This window comes from Pseudenemella bisphenolivorans (genome assembly GCF_051133435.1).
In the GTDB taxonomy this organism is placed as follows: domain Bacteria; phylum Actinomycetota; class Actinomycetes; order Propionibacteriales; family Propionibacteriaceae; genus JAAYAO01.
On the sequence record NZ_JBPGNY010000001.1, the window covers coordinates 692,619 to 713,541 of the forward strand.

At 66.7% G+C, this 20,923-nt stretch carries 22 protein-coding genes; 8 read left to right on the plus strand and 14 right to left on the minus strand.

Annotated features, from left to right (window positions below; all coding sequences use genetic code 11):
• Positions 1-5: 5 nt before the first annotated feature.
• The 12 genes from nuoK to ACR4XW_RS03410 are packed head-to-tail and all read right to left on the minus strand — an operon-like array spanning position 6 to position 11,896.
• The gene (nuoK, locus tag ACR4XW_RS03355; RefSeq protein WP_434759088.1) at positions 6-305 is read right to left on the minus strand and encodes an NADH-quinone oxidoreductase subunit NuoK; all 300 of its coding nucleotides are present in this window, start codon (positions 303-305) and stop codon (positions 6-8) included.
• On the minus strand, positions 302-1,102 hold the full coding sequence (locus ACR4XW_RS03360) for an NADH-quinone oxidoreductase subunit J (protein ID WP_434759089.1): 801 nt from the start codon (positions 1,100-1,102) through the stop codon (positions 302-304). The genes nuoK and ACR4XW_RS03360 overlap by 4 nt, the downstream gene beginning before the upstream one ends.
• Positions 1,099-1,665: an NADH-quinone oxidoreductase subunit NuoI gene (gene nuoI, locus ACR4XW_RS03365; RefSeq protein ID WP_434759090.1), complete on the minus strand. Its 567-nt coding sequence runs from the start codon at positions 1,663-1,665 to the stop codon at positions 1,099-1,101. The genes ACR4XW_RS03360 and nuoI overlap by 4 nt, the downstream gene beginning before the upstream one ends.
• Positions 1,665-3,017, minus strand: coding sequence for an NADH-quinone oxidoreductase subunit NuoH (nuoH, locus tag ACR4XW_RS03370; RefSeq protein ID WP_434759091.1), 1,353 nt, complete (start codon positions 3,015-3,017; stop codon positions 1,665-1,667). The genes nuoI and nuoH overlap by 1 nt, the downstream gene beginning before the upstream one ends.
• Positions 3,014-5,443, minus strand: a complete 2,430-nt coding sequence (locus tag ACR4XW_RS03375; RefSeq protein ID WP_434759092.1) for an NADH-quinone oxidoreductase subunit G — start codon at positions 5,441-5,443, stop codon at positions 3,014-3,016. Before ACR4XW_RS03375 ends, nuoH begins: the two co-directional genes overlap by 4 nt.
• On the minus strand, positions 5,440-6,768 hold the full coding sequence (gene nuoF, locus ACR4XW_RS03380; RefSeq protein ID WP_434759093.1) for an NADH-quinone oxidoreductase subunit NuoF: 1,329 nt from the start codon (positions 6,766-6,768) through the stop codon (positions 5,440-5,442). Before nuoF ends, ACR4XW_RS03375 begins: the two co-directional genes overlap by 4 nt.
• Positions 6,765-7,499 (minus strand): NADH-quinone oxidoreductase subunit NuoE, encoded by a 735-nt coding sequence (nuoE, locus tag ACR4XW_RS03385; RefSeq protein WP_434759094.1) that lies wholly within the window; start codon positions 7,497-7,499, stop codon positions 6,765-6,767. Before nuoE ends, nuoF begins: the two co-directional genes overlap by 4 nt.
• Positions 7,496-8,881 (minus strand): NADH-quinone oxidoreductase subunit D, encoded by a 1,386-nt coding sequence (locus ACR4XW_RS03390; RefSeq protein ID WP_434759095.1) that lies wholly within the window; start codon positions 8,879-8,881, stop codon positions 7,496-7,498. The genes nuoE and ACR4XW_RS03390 overlap by 4 nt, the downstream gene beginning before the upstream one ends.
• Complete coding sequence (locus tag ACR4XW_RS03395; RefSeq protein ID WP_434759096.1) at positions 8,878-9,585, minus strand: NADH-quinone oxidoreductase subunit C; 708 nt, start codon at positions 9,583-9,585, stop codon at positions 8,878-8,880. The genes ACR4XW_RS03390 and ACR4XW_RS03395 overlap by 4 nt, the downstream gene beginning before the upstream one ends.
• Positions 9,582-10,136 carry a NuoB/complex I 20 kDa subunit family protein gene (locus tag ACR4XW_RS03400; protein ID WP_434759097.1) on the minus strand — a complete coding sequence of 185 codons (555 nt, stop codon included), beginning with the start codon at positions 10,134-10,136 and terminating at the stop codon, positions 9,582-9,584. The genes ACR4XW_RS03395 and ACR4XW_RS03400 overlap by 4 nt, the downstream gene beginning before the upstream one ends.
• 46 nt (positions 10,137-10,182) lie before the next feature.
• Complete coding sequence (locus ACR4XW_RS03405; RefSeq protein ID WP_434759098.1) at positions 10,183-10,539, minus strand: NADH-quinone oxidoreductase subunit A; 357 nt, start codon at positions 10,537-10,539, stop codon at positions 10,183-10,185.
• Positions 10,540-10,564: 25 nt separating this feature from the next.
• Positions 10,565-11,896: a geranylgeranyl reductase family protein gene (locus tag ACR4XW_RS03410; RefSeq protein WP_434759099.1), complete on the minus strand. Its 1,332-nt coding sequence runs from the start codon at positions 11,894-11,896 to the stop codon at positions 10,565-10,567.
• Positions 11,897-12,117: 221 nt separating this feature from the next.
• Here ACR4XW_RS03410 and ACR4XW_RS03415 point away from each other — a divergent pair, with 221 nt between their 5' ends.
• Positions 12,118-13,362, plus strand: coding sequence for an isochorismate synthase (locus tag ACR4XW_RS03415; protein WP_434759100.1), 1,245 nt, complete (start codon positions 12,118-12,120; stop codon positions 13,360-13,362).
• Between the two features lie 2 nt (positions 13,363-13,364).
• On the opposite strand, the gene ACR4XW_RS03420 is transcribed toward ACR4XW_RS03415, so the two are convergent.
• Entirely contained in the window at positions 13,365-15,164 is a 1,800-nt protein-coding gene (locus ACR4XW_RS03420; RefSeq protein ID WP_434759101.1) for a DUF6297 family protein, read from the minus strand.
• On the minus strand, positions 15,164-15,841 hold the full coding sequence (locus ACR4XW_RS03425) for an ABC transporter ATP-binding protein (protein ID WP_434759102.1): 678 nt from the start codon (positions 15,839-15,841) through the stop codon (positions 15,164-15,166). Before ACR4XW_RS03425 ends, ACR4XW_RS03420 begins: the two co-directional genes overlap by 1 nt.
• Positions 15,842-15,904: 63 nt before the next feature.
• Here ACR4XW_RS03425 and ACR4XW_RS03430 point away from each other — a divergent pair, with 63 nt between their 5' ends.
• The 7 genes from ACR4XW_RS03430 to ACR4XW_RS03460 are packed head-to-tail and all read left to right on the plus strand — an operon-like array spanning position 15,905 to position 20,922.
• The gene (locus tag ACR4XW_RS03430) at positions 15,905-16,240 is read left to right on the plus strand and encodes a hypothetical protein (RefSeq protein ID WP_434759103.1); all 336 of its coding nucleotides are present in this window, start codon (positions 15,905-15,907) and stop codon (positions 16,238-16,240) included.
• Positions 16,241-16,263: 23 nt separating this feature from the next.
• Entirely contained in the window at positions 16,264-16,674 is a 411-nt protein-coding gene (locus tag ACR4XW_RS03435; RefSeq protein WP_434759104.1) for a hypothetical protein, read from the plus strand.
• Positions 16,667-17,005: a hypothetical protein gene (locus ACR4XW_RS03440; RefSeq protein WP_434759105.1), complete on the plus strand. Its 339-nt coding sequence runs from the start codon at positions 16,667-16,669 to the stop codon at positions 17,003-17,005. Before ACR4XW_RS03435 ends, ACR4XW_RS03440 begins: the two co-directional genes overlap by 8 nt.
• Positions 17,002-17,775, plus strand: coding sequence for a hypothetical protein (locus ACR4XW_RS03445; RefSeq protein ID WP_434759106.1), 774 nt, complete (start codon positions 17,002-17,004; stop codon positions 17,773-17,775). The genes ACR4XW_RS03440 and ACR4XW_RS03445 overlap by 4 nt, the downstream gene beginning before the upstream one ends.
• Before the next feature lie 7 nt (positions 17,776-17,782).
• Complete coding sequence (locus ACR4XW_RS03450) at positions 17,783-18,421, plus strand: hypothetical protein (protein WP_434759107.1); 639 nt, start codon at positions 17,783-17,785, stop codon at positions 18,419-18,421.
• Between the two features lie 47 nt (positions 18,422-18,468).
• The gene (locus ACR4XW_RS03455; protein ID WP_434759108.1) at positions 18,469-19,170 is read left to right on the plus strand and encodes a demethylmenaquinone methyltransferase; all 702 of its coding nucleotides are present in this window, start codon (positions 18,469-18,471) and stop codon (positions 19,168-19,170) included.
• A 21-nt stretch (positions 19,171-19,191) separates the two neighbouring features.
• Complete coding sequence (locus tag ACR4XW_RS03460; RefSeq protein WP_434759109.1) at positions 19,192-20,922, plus strand: TM0106 family RecB-like putative nuclease; 1,731 nt, start codon at positions 19,192-19,194, stop codon at positions 20,920-20,922.
• The last annotated feature ends 1 nt before the right edge of the window (position 20,923 follow it).

The following is a 20,923-nucleotide window of genomic DNA, read 5'->3' on the forward strand; positions in this document are numbered from 1 at the left end:
GCACCTCAGAACTTCAACAGGTTCACGTCGTCGACCGAGGCCGAGCGTCTGGTACGGAAAATGGCGACGATGATTGCCAGGCCGACCACCACTTCACAGGCGGCCACGACCATCACGAACAGTGCGCCGACCTGACCGTCGAGGATGCCGTAGTACTTCGAGAACGTGACCAACACGAGGTTGCACGCGTTCAGCATCAGCTCGACGCTCATGAAGGCGATGATCGCGTTGCGGCGCACCATGAAGCCGAGGGCGCCGATCGCGAACAGCAGCCCGGCCAGCACCAGGTAGTAATTCGGGTTCATTCGTCGTCATCCTCACCATCGGTGATCGCCGCGAGCGTCTTCGGGGTGGCAGCGGCGAGCTGTTCCCCGTCGAGCATGACGCCGCGGTCGCGCAGGGTTTCCGACACCGACAGTTCCGAGATCGAGCCGTCGGGCAGCAGGGCCGGGGCGTCGATGCCGTTGTGCCGGGCGAACACACCGGGGTTCGGACGACCACCGGGGTGGACGCCGTCGGTGGCGTAGGCCTGCATCCGGGCTGCGGCCAGGTCCTTCTGGGTCATCTTCGGCTTCAGGCGTTCGCGGTGGGCCAGCACCATCGCACCGACGGTGGCGATAATCAGCAGGGCCGCGGTGGCCTGGAAGACAACCACGTAGTCGTTGAACAACAGGGCGGCCAGGCCGCGCGGGTTGTTGGTGTGGGCGGCGTTGGCGCCCTCGGCCAGCACCGCCGGTTCACCGGTGACCGCATTGCCGATGGTGAAGATCAGCAGCGCACCCATCGCCACGGCGGTGATCACGGCCAGCACGCGCTGCCCGCGGATCGTTTCGATGAACGAATCGGTGGAGTCGACGCCGATCATCATCACCACGAACAGGAACAACATCATGATCGCGCCGGTGTAGACGATGATCTGCACCACGAACAGGAAGGGGGCTTCCTGCACGCCGTACAGCACGCCGAGCGAGATCATGATGCCGACCATGCACAGGGCCGAGTGCACCGGCTTGCGCAGGCTGACCAGGCCGATGCCCAGCAGCACCATCACGGGGGCCAGGATCCAGAACGCCACCTGGGAGGCGGTGACCATGGCGATCATCGGTGGTCCTTTCCATCCGCGCCACCGGCGGGGGCGGTGCGGTTGTCTGGTTCGCCGTCGGCGGGCAGACCGAGGAAGTACTCCTGCTCGGTATCGCCCAGGCGTCGCGGATGCGGCGGCTGCTCCATGCCGGGCAGCAGCGGGGCCAGCAGATCCTGCTTCTCGTAGATCAGCTTCTCCCGGGAGGTGTCGGCCAGTTCGAACAGGTTCGTCATGGTCAACGCCCGGGTCGGGCAGGCCTCGATGCACAACCCGCACAGGATGCAGCGCAGGTAGTTGATCTGGTAGACGCGGCCGTAACGCTCACCGGGTGAGTAACGGTCGTCCTCGGTGTTCTCGGCACCCTCGACGTAGATCGCGTCGGCCGGGCAGGCCCAGGCGCACAGTTCGCAGCCGACGCACTTCTCCAGACCGTCGGGCCAGCGGTTGAGCTGGTGCCGGCCGTGGAAACGCGGCTGGATCTGCGCGGGCTTGCCCTTTTCGGGGTAGCCCTTGGTGAAGGTCTTGCGGAAGATCGTGGCGAAGGTCACCCCGAAGCCCGCAACCGGATCCCAGAAACCCATCAGGAATCAGCCCCCTCATTGATCGATGCCGGTTCTTCGTCGGCCTCACCTGCGATCGTGGAATCGCCTCGCACGACCTGTGCCAGTTCCGGCAGGGTGACCCCCGGCGGTGGCGGGACGGGGAATCCCCCGGCCCAGGCGTCGAACTCCGGTTCGGGTTCGTCCTCGGGCTTGCGCTCCGGCATGAAGCCGAGCACGATCACCGCGACCACCAGCACACCGGCAATGCCCAGGAAGATGGGGCTGGTCAGCCAGCCCTCGGCCGAGCCGACCCGGAAGGTCGCGACCAGCATCGTCCAGACCACGCCGACCGGAATCAGTACCTTCCAGCCCAGGTGCATCAGTTGGTCGTACCGCACCCGCGGCAGCGAGGCCCGCACCCACATGAACAGGAACATGAACAGGTAAGCCTTCATCAGCAGCCACACCGGGCCGAACCACGGGTTGGTGCCGACGAACGGAATCAGGTTGAACGGCAGCGGTGCCTTGTATCCGCCGAGGAACAAGGTGGCGGCCAGGCAGGACACCAGCAGCATGTTGATGTACTCGGCCAGGAAGTACAGCGCGTACCGGAAGCCGGAGTACTCGGTCATGTAGCCGGAGCCGAGTTCACCCTCGGATTCGGGCATGTCGAAGGGCTGCCGGTTGGTCTCACCGAAGATCGAGATCACGTAGATCACGAAGGACGGGATCAGCACGATCGCGTACCAACTGGGCAGCGGGACGGTGAAGCCGAACAGGTCGACCGTCTGCACCTGGTTCTGTCGCTCCACGATCTGGGAGGTCGACATCGAACCGGCGTAGAGGAACACCGACACCAGGGCCAGACCCATCGCGATCTCGTAGGAGATCAACTGGGCGCTGGAGCGCAGGCCACCGAGCAGCGAGTAGGTCGAGTTCGCGGCCCAACCGCCGAGCACCACGCCGTAAATACCGATCGAGGTGAGCGCCAGCATGAGAAGCACCGCCACCGGGGAGTCGACCAGTTGCAGCCGGGTCTGGTGGCCGAACATGGTCACCTCGCCACCCAGCGGAATCACCGCGAAGGTCGACAGGGCGGCCACCGCCATCACGAAGGGCGCCAGGCTGTAGATGAACTTGTCGACGTTCTTCGGAGCGAAGTCCTCCTTGAACATCAGCTTCATGCCGTCGGCCAGTGCCTGCAGGAGCCCGAAGGGACCGTTGAAGGTGGGTCCCTTCCGCTGCTGCATCCGGCCGAGCAGCCGTCGCTCGATCCACACGTTCAGGATCGTCAGCAGCATCAGCACCGCGAACAGCACGACGACCTTGATCAGCACCAACCAGATCGGGTCGGTGCCGAACAGGGACAGATCGTTGATTCCGTCGTTCATGCCACACCTCCTGCGGTGTTCGACTCCTCGGCCGACTTCGTCACGTCAACCGGTGCGCCGCCGACCGCGCCGAGATCCTCGGCCAGTCGTTGGCCGGCGCTGCTGCGCGGCAGCCAGACGACGTCCTCGGCCATGCCCGGGGTGATCGCCACCGGCATGACCACCGCGCCGGCTGCGGTGCTGACCCGCACCCGGTCGCCGTCGGTGACGCCGAGACGTTCGGCGGTTTCGTAACCGACCCGCACCACCGGACGGCGACCGGTCGCCAGCAGGGCGACCTCACCGTCGTTGCCGCGCGAGTCGTCGATCAGCATCCGCCAACTGGCCAGCACCATCCCGTTGGTGTCGGGCACCGGGTCGGCGGCCGGGCCATCGACCCGTTCACCGGTCCAGCCGCTGAACTCGGCCAGTTCGGCGGCGGCCTGCTTGGTGGTGCGCACACCCAGGTCCTTGCCCAGGGCGTCGGCCAACGCGGCCAGCGCGCGCAGGTCGGTCATCACGGTCTTGCCGGGCAGCACCGCCTTGAACGGACGGTGACGTCCCTCCCAGTTGGTGAAGCTGCCGGCCTGCTCCTCGACCAGGGCGACCGGGAAGACCACATCGGCCCGGGCGGCGGCTTCGCTGAAGCGCGTTTCGAAGCTGACCACGAAGTCGGTGTTCTCCAGGGCGGTGCGGGCGCCGGCCGGGTCGGCCAGGTCGGCCAACTCGACCCCGGCCACCACCAGCGCCTTGAGTTTGCCCTCGGCGGCGGCAACCAGAATCTGTTCGCTGTCGCGGCCCGGTTCGGCCGGCAGGTTCGGCACCTCCCAGACCGCACCGGCGTCCACCCGAGCCCCCGCGTCGGCGACCGGACGGCCACCGGGCAGCAGGTTCGGCAGGCAGCCGGCGTCCAGGGAGCCCCGCTCACCGGCGCGGCGCGGCACCCAGGCCACCCGGGCACCGGTGCGTCCGGCCAATGCGGTGACCTCGGTCAGCGCGCCGGGATCCTCCAGGGCCCGCTCCCCCACCATGATCACGGTGTCGGCGTCGACATGGACGTCCTCCATTTCGGCGAGCACCTTGGCGGCGGTGCCGGGGACGGTGCGCACCAGGGTGGCGCCCATCTTCTCCGCGCCGGCCGACAGGAAGGGGGCGACGGTCCAGACCTTGAGCTTCTTCTTGCGCCAGGCCTTGCGCAGGCGCAGGAAGACGATCGGGGATTCTTCCTCCGGCTCGAAGTTGACCAGCAGCACGCTGGAGGCGTTCTCCAGGTCTTCGTAGGTCACGTCCATCGGCTTGGCGGCCACGTGGGTGGCCAGGAAGGCCGATTCCTCCAGGCTGGTCGGCCGGGCCCGGAAGTCGATGTCGTTGGTACCGAGCACCACCCGGGCGAACTTGGCGTAGCCGTAGGCGTTCTCGTTGGTCAACCGGCCACCGGTGAGCACGCCCACCTCGGAGCCGGCCTGCGCCAGACCGCGAGCGGCCACGTCCAGGGCTTCGGCCCAGGAAGCTTCGCGCAGCACCCCGTCCTCGCGCACCAGCGGGTGGCGCACCCGGTCGTCGGCGCGGCCGGAGACGAAGGCGAAGCGGCCCTTGTCGCAGTTCCATTCCTCGTTGACGGCCATATCGGGGCCGGCCAGGCGACGCATCACGGTGGTGCGGCGGTAGTCGACCCGCAGCGCACAACCCGAGGCGCAGTGTTCGCACACCGACGGCACCGACACCAGGTCGAAGGGGCGGGCGCGGAAGCGGTAGGCCTCGCTGGTCAGCGCACCGACCGGGCAGATCTGGATGGTGTTGCCCGAGAAGTACGACTCGAAGGGTTCGTTGGCGTAGATCGCGACCTGCTGTTCGACGCCGCGCTCGGCCAGATCGATGAACGGGTCACCGGCGATCTGCTCGGAGAAGCGGGTGCAGCGCTGGCACATGATGCAGCGTTCCCGGTCGAGCAGCACCTGGGCCGAGATGTGGATCGGCTTGGGGAAGGTGCGCTTCACATCGGTGAACCGCGACTCGGCCCGGCCGTTGCTCATCGCCTGGTTCTGCAGCGGGCATTCGCCGCCCTTGTCGCAGATCGGGCAGTCCAGCGGGTGGTTGACCAGCAGGAATTCCATCATGCCGTGCTGGGCCTTGTCGGCCACCGGCGAGGTGCGCTGGGTGCGCACCTTCATGCCCGGCATCGCGGTCAGGGTGCAGGAGGCCTGCGGCTTCGGCATCGGCCGGCCGCGTCCGTCGTCGACCACGTCGACCAGGCACTGGCGGCAGGCGCCGGCCGGGTCGAGCAGCGGGTGGTCACAGAACCGCGGGATCGGGATGCCGATGTCCTCGGCGGCGCGGATGATCAGAGTGCCCTCGGGCACGCTCATCTCGACGTCGTCGATGCTGATCTGCACCTGCTTCTCGGCCGGTACGACCGACTTGTCGGTGCCCTTGTCGATGGCTGTCATGCGGACGCTCCCGTGGTGGACGTGGCCGGCTGGTTCCACAGCGCACTCTTGGCGTAGGGGAACAGCTCCCAGGCCGGAGTGGTCAGGCCGGCTTCGAATTCTTCGCGGAAGTGCTTGATGCTCGACTGCACGATGGTGGCCGTACCGTCGGCCAGGGCGCAGAAGGAACGGCCGGCGATGTTGTCGGAGATATCGAGCAGCTTCTCGATGTCACCTTCCTCACCCTGACCGGCCTCCAGCCGCATCAGCACCTGCACCAACCACCAGGAACCTTCCCGGCAGGGGGTGCACTTGCCGCAGGACTCGTGCTTGTAGAACTCCACCCAGCGCAGGCAGGCCCGCACCACCGAGGTGGTCTCGTCGAACAACTGCAGTGCCTTGGTGCCCAGTGCCGCACCGGCCTTGGCCAGCCCGTCGTAGTCCATCGGCACGTCGAGGTGCTCGGCGGTCAGAATGCCCAGCGACGAACCGCCCGGGGTCCAGAACTTCAGTTCGTGGCCGTGCCGCATCCCGCCGGAGATGTCCAACAGCTCGCGCAGGGTGATGCCCAGCGGGGCCTCGAACTGGCCGGGGTTGGCCACGTGACCCGACAGCGAGTACAGCGTGAAGCCCTTGGAGTTCTCGGTGCCCATCGCGGCGAACCAGGCCGAACCGTTGCGCACGATGGCCGGCACCGAGGCGATCGATTCGACATTGTTGACCACCGTCGGGCTGGCGTACAGACCCGCCACCGCCGGGAACGGTGGCTTCAACCGGGGCTGGCCGCGGCGTCCTTCCAGCGAGTCGAGCAGCGCGGTTTCCTCACCACAGATGTAGGCCCCGGCGCCGGAGTGCACCACGATGTCGAGGTCGTAGCCGGTGCCCAGGATGTTCTTGCCCAGATAGCCGGCCCGGTAGGCCTCGCGCACCGCCGACTGCAGCCGGCGAATCACGTGGAGCACCTCACCGCGAATGTAGATGAAGGCGTGGTTGGAGTTGATCGCGAACGAGCTGATGATCATGCCCTCGATCAGCAGGTGCGGATCGGCCATCATCAGCGGGATGTCCTTGCAGGTACCCGGCTCGGCCTCGTCGGCGTTGACCACCAGGTACTTCGGGTTCGGGTTGTCCTGCGGCACGAAGCTCCACTTCATGCCGGTCGGGAAGCCCGCACCACCTCGTCCGCGCAGGTTGGCGTCCTTGACCATGGTCACGATGTCGGCCGGCTGCATGGCCAGGGCCTTGCGCATCGTCTGGTAGCCGCCGTTGCGTTCGTACACCGGCAGGGTCCACGACCGGTCCTGGTCCCAGTTGGCGGAGAGCACCGGGGTGAGCATGTCGGTCACTGCTGTTCCTCCTTCTGGGGCGCGGTGGCCGTGGCGGGCGGGGCCTGCCAACCGTGCCGCTTGGCCAGTTTCAGCCCGAGCTGGGACTGCAGGCCGGCCGAGGGGCCCTCGTCGACGCGTCCGTCGGGGAAGCCGGCGATCACGCGCTCGGCCTCACGCCAGGAGGTGATGGTCGCGCCGCGGGTGGAGGCGACCTCCTCGCCGGCACGCAGCTTGTCGATCAGTTCGATGGTCGAGTCGGGGTTCATCGTGTCGAAGAACTCCCAGTTGACCATCACCACGGGGGCGTAGTCGCAGGCCGCGTTGCATTCGACCCGCTCGTAGGTGAAGGCCCCGTCGGCGGTGGTTTCGTTGTGCCCGACGCCGAGGTATTCCTCGACCTTCTCGGCGATCGCGTCGCCGCCCATGATCGCGCAGAGCGCGGTGACGCACACCCCGATGTGGTGCTTGCCGACCGGCTGGCGCTTGAACATGGTGTAGAAGGTCGCCACCCCGTTGACCTCGGCGGCAGTGATGCCGAGGGTGTCGGCGCAGGCTTCGATCCCGGCCGGGGTGATCCGTCCCTGCACCGACTGCACCAGGTGCAGCATCGGCAGCAGGGCCGAGCGCGACTGCGGGTAGCGCGCCGCCAACTCGGCCAGCTCGTTCATCGTCTCAACCGGCAAAGGCTCGTGGTCGCCGGAGAAGTCGACGCCACCGGAGTTGGCGAAATGGGTTTCGAATCCGCTCACCGGTCAACACCTCCCATCACCGGATCGAGGCTGGCACCGGCGACGATCACGTCGGAGAGCATCGAGCCCTCGCTCATCGCCGGCAGAGCCTGCAGGTTCACAAAACTGGGGTCGCGGAAATGCGCCCGGAACGGACGGGTGCCACCGTCGGAGACCACGTGCGCACCGAGTTCGCCCTTGGGGCTCTCCACCGGTACGTAGGCCTGGCCCGGGGGTACCCGGAAGCCTTCGGTGACGATCTTGAAGTGGTGGATCAGCGACTCCATCGACTGCCCCATGATGTGGCGGATGTGCTCATTGGAGTTGCCCTGACCGTCCGAGCCGACCGACAACTGGGCCGGCCAGGCGATCTTCGGGTCGGCCACCATCACCGGCTCGCCCTCGGAGGCCTCCAGGCGGGCGACGGCCTGCTTGATGATCTTCATCGACTCGTGCAGTTCGGCGATCCGCACCAGGTAGCGGGCGAAGGCGTCGTCCCCCTCGACCGCGACCGATTCGAAGTCGTAGGTCTCGTACCCGCAGTACGGCTGGGTCTTGCGGAGGTCCCAGTCGATGCCGGCGGCCTTGAGCGGCGGGCCGGTGACCCCCAGCGAGATCGCCAGGGAGGCGTCCATGTGGGCGACGTCGACCAGCCGGGCCCGGAAGGTCGGGTTCGCGGTGCACAGCTTCTCGAGTTCGGGAATGTGCTTGTCGAGCCACGTGATCAGTTCGTGCAGTTTGTCGATCGCCCCCTCGGGCAGATCCTGGGCCACCCCACCGGGTCGGAAGTAAGCGTGGTTCATCCGCAGGCCGGTGATCATCTCCAGCATGTCCAGGATCATTTCGCGTTCCCGGAAGGCCGAGGTCATCACCGTGGTGGCGCCCAGCTCGTTGCCGGCGGTGCCGATGCAGACCATGTGGCTGGAGACCCGGTTGAGTTCCATCAGCAGCACCCGGATGTCGTTGGCCCGGGTGGGAATCTGGTCCTCGATACCGAGCAGGCGCTCCACACCGAGCACGTAGGTGGCTTCCTGGAACAGCGGGGTCAGGTAGTCCATCCGGGTGCAGAAGGTGGTGCCCTGGGTCCAGGTGCGGTACTCCATCGACTTCTCGATGCCGGTGTGCAGGAAGCCGATACCGACGCGCATCGAGGTGACGGTCTCACCGTCCAGTTCGAGCACGAAGCGCATCACGCCGTGGGTGGACGGGTGCTGCGGGCCCATGTTCACCACGATCCGCTCGTCGCCGCGTTCGGCCTGGGCGGTCGCGATCTCGTCCCAGTCGGCCCCGATCGCGGTGTAGACCGGGCCCTCGGCTTCTTCACCGGGGGCGTAGGGGTCGACGAAGGACGGCTCGGCGGCCTGGGTGTCGTCGAAGGTGTCGTCGTGGAAGGTCGCGCTCATGAGTTGTAGTTCCTCCGCTGCTCAACCGGGGCGATGGTCGCGCCCTTGTACTCGACGGGGATACCGCCCAAGGGGTAGTCCTTGCGCTGCGGGTGGCCGGGCCAGTCGTCCGGCATCAGGATGCGGGTCAGCGCCGGGTGGTCGTCGAAGATCACCCCGAACATGTCCCAGGTTTCGCGCTCGTGCCAATCGGCGGTCGGGTACACCGACACCACCGACGGGACGTGCGGGTTGGCGTCGGGGGCGGTGGTTTCCAACCGGATGGAGCGGTTGTGGGTCATCGACAGCAGTTGGTAGACCACGTGCAACTCGTTGTCGGTGTGGGTCGGGTAGTGCACCCCGGAGATCGAGCGGCACATCTCGAAGCGCAACAGCGGGTCGTCGCGCAGGGTGCGGCAGACCTCGACGAGGTGTTCCCGGTTGATGAAGAAGGTGATTTCACCGCGGTGCACCACCACGTGCGAGATCGCCTCGTCAGGTGCCGGCAGCAGTTCGACCAGCCGGTGGGCGACCTCGTCGAAGTAGCCGCCGTAGGGCTGCTGGCTGGGGGCCGGCATCTCGACGAACCACGTCATCCGGCCGTAACCGGAGGTGTCGGAGGAGCCGGAGCCGTGGAACATGCCGTGGCGCACGTCCAGGACGGTGCGCTCGGTGGGGGTCGATTCGGTTGCTTCGACCTCGGTGCCCGGTTGCTGTTCGGTCATCGCAGCAGCCCCTTCTGCTCATGGGTGGCCGGGGCGTCCAATTGGAAGGCCTCGGCAGCCTCGATCGCGGCTTCGTTGTTCACACCGATCGGCGCGGTCAGCACCATCTTCTTCAGCTTGAACATCGCGTCGATCAACATTTCCGGACGCGGCGGGCAGCCGGGCAGGTAGATGTCGACCGGCACGATGTGGTCGACGCCCTGCACCAGCGCGTAGTTGTTGAACATGCCGCCGGAGCTGGCGCACACGCCCATCGACAGCACGTACTTCGGGTTCGGCATCTGGTCGTAGACCTGACGCACCACCGGGGCGAACTTCTGGCTCACCCGGCCGGCGACGATCATCACGTCGGCCTGCCGCGGCGAGGCCCGGAACACTTCCTGGCCCCATCGTCCGGCGTCGAAGGGGGTCGCACCGAAGGTCATCATCTCGATCGCACAGCAGGCCAGGCCGAAGGTCACCGGCCAGAAGGATGCCTGCCGCATCCAGCCGAAGAGCGCCTCCACCGTGGTGAGGGCGATGCCCGACGGGAGTTTCTCCTCGATACCCATGTCATATCCTCGCGTTCGTTGGTTGTGCGGTTGGCCGGTTCCCCGATCAGTCCCAGTCCAGACCGCCGCGCCGCCACTCGTAGATGTAGGCGATGAAGATCAGCGCCACGAAGATCACCATGTTCACCAGCGCGAAGGTGCCCAACTGATCGAGGTACACCGCCCACGGGAACATGAACACGATCTCCAGGTCGAAGATGATGAACATCATCGCGGTGATGTAGTACTTGACCGGAAAGCGACCGCCGCCGGCCGGCTGCGGAGTGGGCTGGATGCCGCACTCGTAGGAGTCGTACTTGGTGCGGTTGTACCGCGCCGGACCGACGTGCTTGCTCAACAGTGCTACGCCGGCGAAAACCGCGGCCAGCACCATCATCGCCACGAGTGGTACGTAGACGTTCACCCGTTCCTCCTCTTATCCGTTGCGGTCATGCCGACGGGGCCATTCGCGACAGCGCGTTGATGATGCGATCCATGGCGTCGCCTTCATGGGCGTCTGTCAGGTTAGCGAGCAGCTTCATCACGAACTTCATCAGGGTCGTGCGCGGCAGCCCGTACTTGGTGCAGATCTTCATGATCGTGGGATTACCGATCAGCTTCACGAAGATGTGGCCCAGCCGCTGGTAGCCACCGAAGGCGGCGCGCAGTTCGGCCGGGTAGGCCTGCAGGGCCAGTTCGGCCTGCTTGGTGCCGACCCCACGGTTGTGCGCGTCGGCCATCGCGGCGGCGGCGTATTCGCCGGCCTCGATCGCGTAGGCGATGCCTTCGCCGTTGAACGGGCTGACCATGCCGCCGGAGTCACCGACCAGCAGCAGGCCGCGGTGGTAGTGCGGCTTGCGGTTGAAGCCCATCGGCAGCGCGGCGCCGCGGATCGGGCCGGTCATGTTCTCTTCGCGGAAGCCCCATTCCTCGGGGGTGTTCGCCAGCCAGGAGCGCATCATCTGGCGGTAGTCGGACTTGCCGAAGGCCTTCGAGGTATTCAGCACACCGAGGCCGACGTTGGCGGTGCCGTCGCCCATCGGGAACATCCAGCCATAGCCCGGCAGCAGGTTCGACTCCCCCGGCTTGCCGTCCCACAGTTCCAGGAAGGATTCGAGGTAGTCCTCATCGGTGCGCGGCGAGGTGAAGTAGGTGCGCACTGCCACACCCATCGGACGCTTCTCGTCCTTGTTCAGGCCCATCGCGATCGCCAGCCGCGAGGAGTTGCCGTCGGCGGCCACCACCATCGGGGCGCGGAACTCGCGTCCGTCCTTGCTCCGCACTCCGACGATGCGGTCGGTGCGTTCGTCGATGATCGGCGCGGTGACGTTGGTCTGCTGGAACAGCCGGGCGCCGTGCTTGACCGCGTGCTGGGCGAGCATGTCGTCGAAGTCGGCGCGGGCGCGCACCAGGCCGTAGTCGGGGAAGTCGCGCAGTTCGGGCCAGGGCAGTTCGAAGGGGCGCTGGTTGTAGCCGTAAACCCGCAGGCCGGTGATGTGCTTCCAGCCGTTGGCCTGGGAGGTGTCGATGCCCAGTCGCACCAGTTGCCGGGTGGCACGGGGGGTCAGGCCGTCGCCGCAGACCTTCTCGCGGGGAAACTGGGTCTTCTCCAGCAGTGCCACGCTCAGTCCGTGTCGGGCCAGGTGTGCCGCGGTGGCCGAGCCGCCGGGTCCGGCGCCGACAACGACAACATCGGCTTCGACGGTGCCATCGGTCGAAGAATCGGCCAGTGCCGCCTCGGGTTCCGCCTGCGAGGCTTCACCGCGCGGGGCGTGCGACATGAATACTCCTGAATCAACTCGGAAGCGCGTCCAACCATGGGACAGACATCGGTCAGTCTAAGCCCAAAGACCCGGGTGGTCACATTCGACCAAATCAGCGTTTCCAGTAGTCAGGCTTGGTTTGTTTTGAGCAATAACGATAGCTGGCCGTTGCGTTATTCAACCGTGATACCAACGCGGGCAATGCGGGGGTAATGGGCAACCCTCGCTAGGCTCACCCGGTGACCTTGTTTGCCCGCACCGTCGAGATCGCCGACCCCGGTGAACTGTTGCAGTACCTCCCCGCCCCCGATTCCGGCAGCCCCGCGCAGAGTTGGATTCGGCGTGGCGACGGGCTGGTGGCGATCGGCGAGGTCGCTCGCTGGGAGGTCTCGGCGATCGGCGAGGCCGACGAGCACTGGCGTGAGTTCCTCTCCGGGCTGAGCCACACCGATGAGCTGACCGACAACGGGGCGGTCTTCGGCAGTGGCCCGGTGGCCTTCGGTTCCTTCGCCTTCGACCCGGCCAATACCGCCCGGAAGTCGGTGTTGATCGTCCCCGCGCTGGTGATCGGCCGGATGCACGGCCGCAGTTGGCTGACCTTGATCGGTGACGAGGCGGCGATCGCCGACCCGCGCCTGCCCGCACCCGGTGGGGAGCCGCAGTTCGCCGGCGAAGTGAGCTGGTCGGACGGGGAGCTGTCCGGCCCGCAGTGGGAGGGCGTGGTCTCCCGGGTGATCCAGCGGTTGCGCACCAGCGATATCGACAAGGTGGTGCTCGCCCGTGAGTTGATCGCCAGTGCTCCGGGCCCGATCGACCCGCGGTGGCTGTTGCGTTCGCTGGTGCAGACCTACTCGTCCACCTGGGCCTTTCAGGTCGACGACATGATCGGTGCCAGCCCCGAGATGTTGGTGCGCCGCGAAGGTGGGCTGGCCACCTCACGGGTGCTGGCCGGCACGATCTGGCGTTCCGACGGTCAGGACGGTGAGGCCATCGCGGCCGCATTGGCCGACTCCAGCAAGGACCTGATCGAACACGAGTACGCGGTCGCCTCGGTGGCCCAGGCCCTGGCACCGCATTGTTCGGGCATGAACGTGCCGGATTCGCCGTATGTACTCGAGTTGCCGAATGTCTCGCACCTGGCCACCGACGTCACCGCCGTGGCCAAACCCGGGTCGACCTCACTGGCGCTGGCCGAAGCCCTGCACCCCTCCGCCGCGGTCTGCGGCACCCCCACCGATCGGGCCCGGGCCGTGATCGCCGAGGTGGAGCAACTCGATCGTGGCCGTTACGCCGGCCCGGTCGGCTGGCTGGACAGCCGCGGCGACGGTGAGTGGGCGATCGCGCTGCGCTGCGGTCGGCTCAGCCCCGACCGACACGAGCTGTGGGCCTACGCCGGCTGCGGCATCGTCGCCGACTCCGACCCCGCCAAAGAACTCGCCGAAACCCAGGCCAAACTCGTCCCGATTCGCGACGCGCTCGCCTGAGTTCAGCGGCGCTGTTTCTTGCGGCGTTGCGGGTTCGCTCCGGCGGCGGGCTTCGGGGCGGAACCACCGGAACGGGACTGCGCTTTGGCCTGCTTGGCGAGCTCGGCCTGCTGGGCCTGCTTCTTCTGCAGCTTCTCGACGTCGAAGTAGCCGAGCATCGCGATGTAAACAACCAGCGCGATCACGAACGACACCAGTGGCGGTAGGCCGAACACCATCGGGGCGGTGATCAGCACGACCATGTCGATACCGCGGACGACATAGGTCAACATGCCGGACGGCAGCGCACCCGAGGCGGTGGCCACCATCGGGGCGTTCCAGTTGATCGGCTTGGCGACCACCCAGCGCACCGCGCCGAGCAGGCCGGCTGCGGCGGTCAGCACCGCGACCTGTACCGCTTCGAACCAGTCGTGACCGCGGGCGACCCCACCCCAGTCGGCGAAGGCCGGCACGGTAAGCACCGCCCAGATCAGCGCCAGCACCGCCGGCACGATCATCAACGCCATCCGTTGCTGAGCGGTGGTCAGCGGCAGGGTGCGGGCCAGACCGCTGGTGCGGGTCAGCACCCGCAACTCCCCCAGCGTCGGTACCAGCGCCACGAACAGCGCCAGGGCGCCGACCACCGGCGCCAGCACCGGTAATCCCAGAGCACTGATCGCATGCGGCACCACCACGCTGACCGCCACCCCGATCAGGCGTTGCGGATGGCGGGCGAGTTGTTTGCGCGAACGATCGGTGAGCACTTGGCGTCCGGTTGGGCCGCCACGCACCGAGCGGACGTGGCCACGTTCGATCGCGGCCCGCTCGATCAGGATGTCGCGGGCCAACCCCAGGTCGAGGGCCGACATCGCACCCGACAACCCGGCCACCAGGGCACCGCCGCTGGTGAGCCGCACCCGGCGGATCCGGTTCAACCGGCGCCAGGCCACCACCACGCCGAGCACCAACGCGACGGCTGCCGCCGCCGTCACCCCGAAGCCGATCAGGTGAGTCAGTTCGGGGGTCAGACCCAAGTGCAGCCAGCCGACCGACTGGGCGACCAGCACGAGCAGTACCGCGACGGTGGCGGCACCGAAGATCGAGACAGCCACCCGGGTCGGGGTGCGTCGGTCCAGGCCTTGTTCGGCCGCGGCGATCGCGACCATCGCGGTGGCACCCAATCCGGTGCCCAGGGCCCACAAGCCCACCGACCACCAGTCCGACCCGCTGGCCAGGGCCAACAGGCCCGACAGCACACCGGCACCGAAGAAGGTCGCCACCAGCACGGTCAGCAACCGCCCACCCAGTAGCTTGCCTCGTCTGATCGGCGCCGACATCAACCAGAAACCCTCGGCCGCCGAGGCCACCACCGGCCCGAACAACCTGGACACCGCGAGCGCCAGGGCGAGCGCAGCGAGCAGGGTGGCGATCGGCACCAGTGCACGGGCCGACAGGCATTGTCCGGTTTCGCAGGCCGAAACGATGCGCTGGGCACTGATCACCGCGTTGACCAGCATCGCCCCGACCACCAGCAGCGAGAACACCGCGACATAGCCGTCCGACAGAGCCTCCGACAGCCGACGGGTGGCTCGACCGTGCCGCCAGCTCTTCATCATGTCGATCAGTTCGGGCTCGTACGGCTCCTCGACATCGTCCTCGTCATCCCCGACGAATCCGGCGGGGTCGGGCAACGCATCCAACTCCCGGGCCTGTTTGCGGGCCCGGGAACGCAAGATCTCCAGCGGGTCGTCAACCGGCCCGGCCTGCTGGGTGGCTTGGGGCTGGGGTTTCGGTTTCGACCGGCGGACGCGACGCTTCGACATCACTGGTCCTCGACGTGCAGTTCGCCCGACGGCAGGTCCGAAGGCTCCCCCATCTCCACGACGCGGGTGGCGACCGTTTCGACCAGTACCGGCTCATGGCTGGCGAACACGATGGCCAGCCCGGCCTCACGTTCGGCCTTCAACCGACGCGCGAGCCAGGCCACACCCTCGACATCCAGGCGCTGCTCGGGCTCGTCCAGCACCAGCAGTTTGCGCGGCCGGACGAAGGCCGAGGCCAGGGCCAACCGTCGCTTCTGACCCGAGGACAGGGTGCCGGGCAACTGGCCCGATTGCGGAATCAACTGCAACTGGTCGAGCACCTCGTCGACCATCTCGTCGGGGTCGGGTACGCCGTGGGCGCGGGCGAAAAGGTCGAGGTGTTCGACCACCGACAGGTCGGGGAAGAAGTCGAGGTCGTCGATCACCGTGGCCAGGTCGCGGCGCTGCTCGACATCGTCCTCGTCCAACGGGCGACCGCAGATGTCGATCTCGCCCTGATCGGGGGTGTCGGCACCGACCAGGCACCGCAACACCGTCGATTTGCCCGACCCGTTGCGTCCGGTGAGCGCTACTGCTTCACCGGCTCGCACCGTCAGGTCGAACCCCGACACGATCACCGCCGGGCCGTAATTGCGACCCAACCCCTTCACCGACAGGACGACATCTCGCTTGGACACGCCCTCAAGTGTGCCCCGTCACGAACCGAACCGTGACACCGGCGGCATTTAGGCTGACTGGCCATGGAGCCTGCCAATCCACTCGATCTGATCAACCAGTTGCAAGCTGCCCGCAACAAGCTGGAGGCACAACTGGCCGAGGTAACCGCCCTACAGGGTTCACTGGTGCGCACCGGACGGTATGTCGAGGTGGAGCGCGGCGCCGACGGGGAACTGGCCCGGATCACCGTGCTGGCCGCGGCTTCCGGGAGCGCGATCAGCAATGAGGTGCGCGAGCTGTGGTTGGAACTATCGGCCGATGCGGCCGAGCGGGCCCAGCAGGGTTTGGCCGCCGTGGGCATCACCCAACCGCTGAACCTGCCCGGTGATGTCCGCGCGATCCTGGAGGAGCGCCGATGAACACGAACTTCGACCCCGATGCGATGGCTGCCGAGTTGGGGCTTACGCCCGGCGAGATCGATGCCTTCTCGATCCACGAGTTCGTCGCAGAGCTGAAGGCCGAGATGGCCGCTCAAGAACTCTCGGACGATCCGCACCAGTGGCAGCAGGACTTGACCAACGAGATCGCCGCTTTGGCAGTCGAGCCCGACGAGTTGCGCGATGCATTCGACCAGATCACCGGAATCGGCACCAAGGAACCGGTGACCATCGAGGTTGATGCCGTCGGTGGCTTCGTCGGATTGCGATTTCACGGCACGAATCCGGCCGGTGACTTGGAGAAACTGAACGCTGCCATTGCCGAGGCGGTGGCCGCAGCCCGTTTTGATGCGCGCGAGCAGCGGAACGCCGTTTTGCAGTCGCAGAACCTGCACAGAGGAGGTCTCAATGGGTAACCATGCGTGGGAATCATCAGAGTTCACCCAGTTGACCCAAGCCTACGCCGATCTGGAGGCGACGGCCGATGCCATCGCCACCAAGGCCGGGGAATCGCCCAACATTTTGGTCTATGGCCTGTTCTCGATGGGCATCATCGGCTGGTGGATGCAAGTGGCGCAGATAACGGCCACCGACTTCACCAAGGAAACCTCGCGCACGCTGGCAGCGAGCGGTGCCGCCATCGAAGCCACCCAGCGGGCCTATGACAACACGAATCTCTCGGCCATGGAGAAGGCCGAGGAGGTTGAACAAATTATCGACACGCTTGAGCAGGAGATTCCCAGATGACCGCGTACGACATCGTCGAAGCCGGCGCTGAACTCTTCGACGGTGACATGGGTTTTGATGATGCTGCGGCTGTGGTCAGCGGCGGCCTGGGCATCCTGGATGTCCTGCTGGATCCGGTGGCAGCAATTATCGGTGCTCCGATCGAGTTTCTGATCAACTGGCTGGTGGAGAATGTCGCGATTTTCAAGGTGCCGATCGATGCACTGTTAGGCGATCCCGAAGGAATCAAGGCCAATGCCGATCGGTGGACCCAGATCGGCAGCGACACCTTGAATTTGGGTGCAACCCACGCGACTACGATCAACCTCGTGTCTTCCTGGAAGGGTGATGGATCGGTTGCCTACGCCCGAGTGCATGAAGCTCTGGGCGAGTTCTTCGAGAAAACTCGGGCCAGTTACGAGCATTTCGCCGACCTCTCGGTGCTCTGCGGGGTGGTGATCGGCGCCATTCGCGAATGGTTGTGGGGAGTCCTGAGTGACGAACTCGTCAATTGGGTCACAAAGCTCCTCTACTCCTTGGCGGCTTCCTGGTTCACCTTCGGCACCAGCGTGATGGCCGGTGTCGGCTATGTTCTGGCCCGCATCATCGCACTGTTGAAGAAATTCGAGGAGAAACTCAGCGGCTTACTGAAGGCCCTGATCAAACTCGCCAAGGACGGCAACGAGATCGCCCAGAGGATGATGAAAGCCCTGCGCTTCCTGACCAAGTACGCCGATGGACTGGGCGCTGCCAGCGACGTCCTTACCGGCGCCACGGCCAGCCGCGCCTAAACTCGCGATGAGTCGGTCAGCCCGGCGCAGGGCAGCCAACCGAGCTGCGACCGACCGGGTCGTCGCATCGCTGCAGACGCCGAAAGCCGAGGCGATCAACCGCCATTTCCCCACCTGGCTGGTATTGACGATCGCTGCGGTCGGTCTGCTGAGCCTGGTGGCAGGGATGTACGCCGCGTCCAGCTTCTCGTACCGGCTCGGGGCGGCTCCGAGCACGACGCTGGTACGCACCGGCGAGGCGACCATCGAGTCCTGTGGTCACAGCTGGTGGCCGCACTATGTCCCAACATGCACCGCCCGGGTGACCTGGGATTCCGACCCGCGACCGTTTCCCAAACTGCGAACGGCCGGCGATGACGTGATCGAGGTGCACCCGCTCCGGGAGGTGTCCGGGACGATCAGGGTCACCTCCTACGTCGACAACTCGATGACGTTGGCCCGACCGAGGCTGTGGGGTGATCCGGACGAATGGGTGGTGCCCGCCGACACCCCGGTCGGTCACTCCCGATACCGGTGGCTCGGCGACCTGCTGCACATCGTGCTGCCGCTGGGCCTGCCCGCGGTCACGGTGTCGATGCTCAGCGGTCCGGTGATGCGCCGGGCCCGCCGGGCGGCGGCGAACGAAGCGGACGACCGGACTGTCTGAGGGCCGGTCAAGCTGCGCCTGCGGCCGGTTCGTGGCAGGCTATCGGGGTGTCTCGAGCCGACTACCGCGCCACTTTGGCCAAACGCCGCAACGATGTGGCGACCATGTTCGACGGGGTGGCCCAGCGCTACGACCTGGTGAACGAACTGCTCTCCTTCGGGCAGGCCAACCGTTGGCGACCCAAGGTGGTCGAGGCGATCGACCCGAAACCGGGCGAGGTGATCCTGGATCTGGCCGCCGGCACCGGCACCTCCTCGCGACCGATCGCCGACCTGGGTGCGACCGTGGTCGCGACCGACCTGTCGCTCGGCATGTTGGCCGTGGGCAAGCAGCGCCAACCCGATCTGACCTTCATCGCCGGGGACGCGCTGCGGCTGCCGTTCGCCGACGATGCCTTCGATGCAGTGACGATTTCGTTCGGGATCCGCAACTTCGAGGACACCGAGGCCGCGCTGGTCGAGTTGCGCCGGATCACCCGTCCCGGGGGCCGCTTGGTGATCTGTGAGTTCTCCACCCCGACCTGGGCCCCGTTCCGCACCGTGTACCAGAACTACCTGATGGCCGCCCTGCCGACGGTGGCGCGGGCCGCGGCGTCCAACCCCACCGCCTATGTCTACCTGGCCGAGTCGATCCGGGCCTGGCCGAACCAGGAGCAGTTGGCCGCCATGCTCAGCGACGCGGGGTGGCGTTCGGTGCAGTGGCGCAACCTCAGCGCCGGCATCGTGGCCGTGCATCGCGGCTGGGCGTGAACGAACGGCCAACTTCATCCGATGACTTTCTTTCTCGATTCCTACGCCGCCCGTAGTTGTGCGGTGAAAACCCACAATCACTTCAACCCCCGCGTCGATCTGCCGGTGGGTGAGGACGATCCGGCCCTGGACGAGTTGTTCGAGGGCGGTCTGGCCTACGAGGAGCAGGTGCTGCGCCGGTTGCTGGCCGACTTCGACGGCACGGTGGCCGACCTGCGTCCGCTCAACGACGAACCCGGCCCGGTACAAACCGACGCGAGCCTGGCCGCCATGGCCGAAGGGGTCGAGGTGATCATCGGCCCCCTGTTGCCCGCCGATCCGATGGGTCACCGCTCGGGCCGTCCCGATCTGCTGGTGCGCGGACAAGACAACGGTGATCGGCACGGCTATCACCCGGTCGAGGTGAAGTTCCACAAGGTCCACGAGCGCCGCAAGTCGGGACGCAACAGCACCTGGACGCTGCCCTGTTCCCCGGCCACCAACCCCCGCCCGGAGGCGGCCGAGCAGATCGATGATGTGGTGTTTCGCACCAGCCGGGAGGCCGACCTGTTGCAGGTGGCCCATTACTGGCGGCTGTTGGGGGCCTCCGGTCATGCCGCCGGTGGCCGGCCGACCGCCGGGGTGATCGGCATCGACGACGTGCTCTGGCCCGGCAGCGACGACACCGTGCGGGTGGTGACCTGGGTCGACCTGGAAGAACCCTTCCTGCGGACCTTCTCCCGCTCGGCCGAGTCGGGGTGGACGAAACGGTCGGTGCTGGAACGTTACGACCACGAGCACGGTTTCCGGGTGCAGGTGGCCCGCAATGCCCTGGCCCAGAACCGGGTTGAGCCTCCCCCTCCGCTGGTGCATCCGATCGTGGTGAAGGAATGCCGCACCTGCCCGTGGTGGGCACATTGCCGTCCGCTGCTGGACGATGACGACATCTCGCTGCGGATCGATCGCTCCCCCCTGGACGTGCGCGAAATCGGGGCGCTGCGCCAACTCGGGATTCGCACCATCACCGACCTGGCCGGGGTGGATGCCGACGAGTTGATGCAGCGCTACCTGCCCGAGGTCTCGCACAAGGATCAAGCCGAGGAACGGTTGCGACTGGCGGTGCGCCGGGCCAACCTGCTGGTGCGCGGGGTGACCTTGGAGCGGCTCTCCACCCCCCGGATCGAGTTGCCCGAGGTCGACATCGAGATCGACTTCGACATCGAGACCTCCAGTGACGACCGGGTGTACCTGTGGGGATTCCTGGTCACCGACCGGCGCACCGGAGCCGAGCCGGAGTACGTCCATGTCTCGGCCTGGGAGGACCTGGACGATGCCGCCGAGGCGGAGCTGGCGCATCGAGCCGCCCGCTGGCTGCTCGATCGCCTCGAGGGCGATGCCTCGGTGCGGATCTACCACTACTCCCACTTCGAGGCCATCCGGTTGCGGCAGTTGGCCGACCGCACCGGTGACCCGGTGTTGGCCCGGGTGTGCGACCACATCGACAGCCACTTCGTGGACCTCTACGCGGTGGTGAAACAACAGTGGTTCGGCACCAACGGCCTGGGTCTGAAGGTGCTGGCCGCCGAGGGGCCCGGGTTCACCTGGCGCGATGACGCCCCCGGTGGGCTCAACTCGCAGGCATGGTTCGACGAGGCCTCCCATGCCGATGACCCGTCGCTGCGGGATCTGGCCCGGGTGCGGGTCTTGGAGTACAACGAGGACGATGTGCGCGCCACCCACGCGGTGCGGGCCTGGCTGCGCGAGAACGACTGAG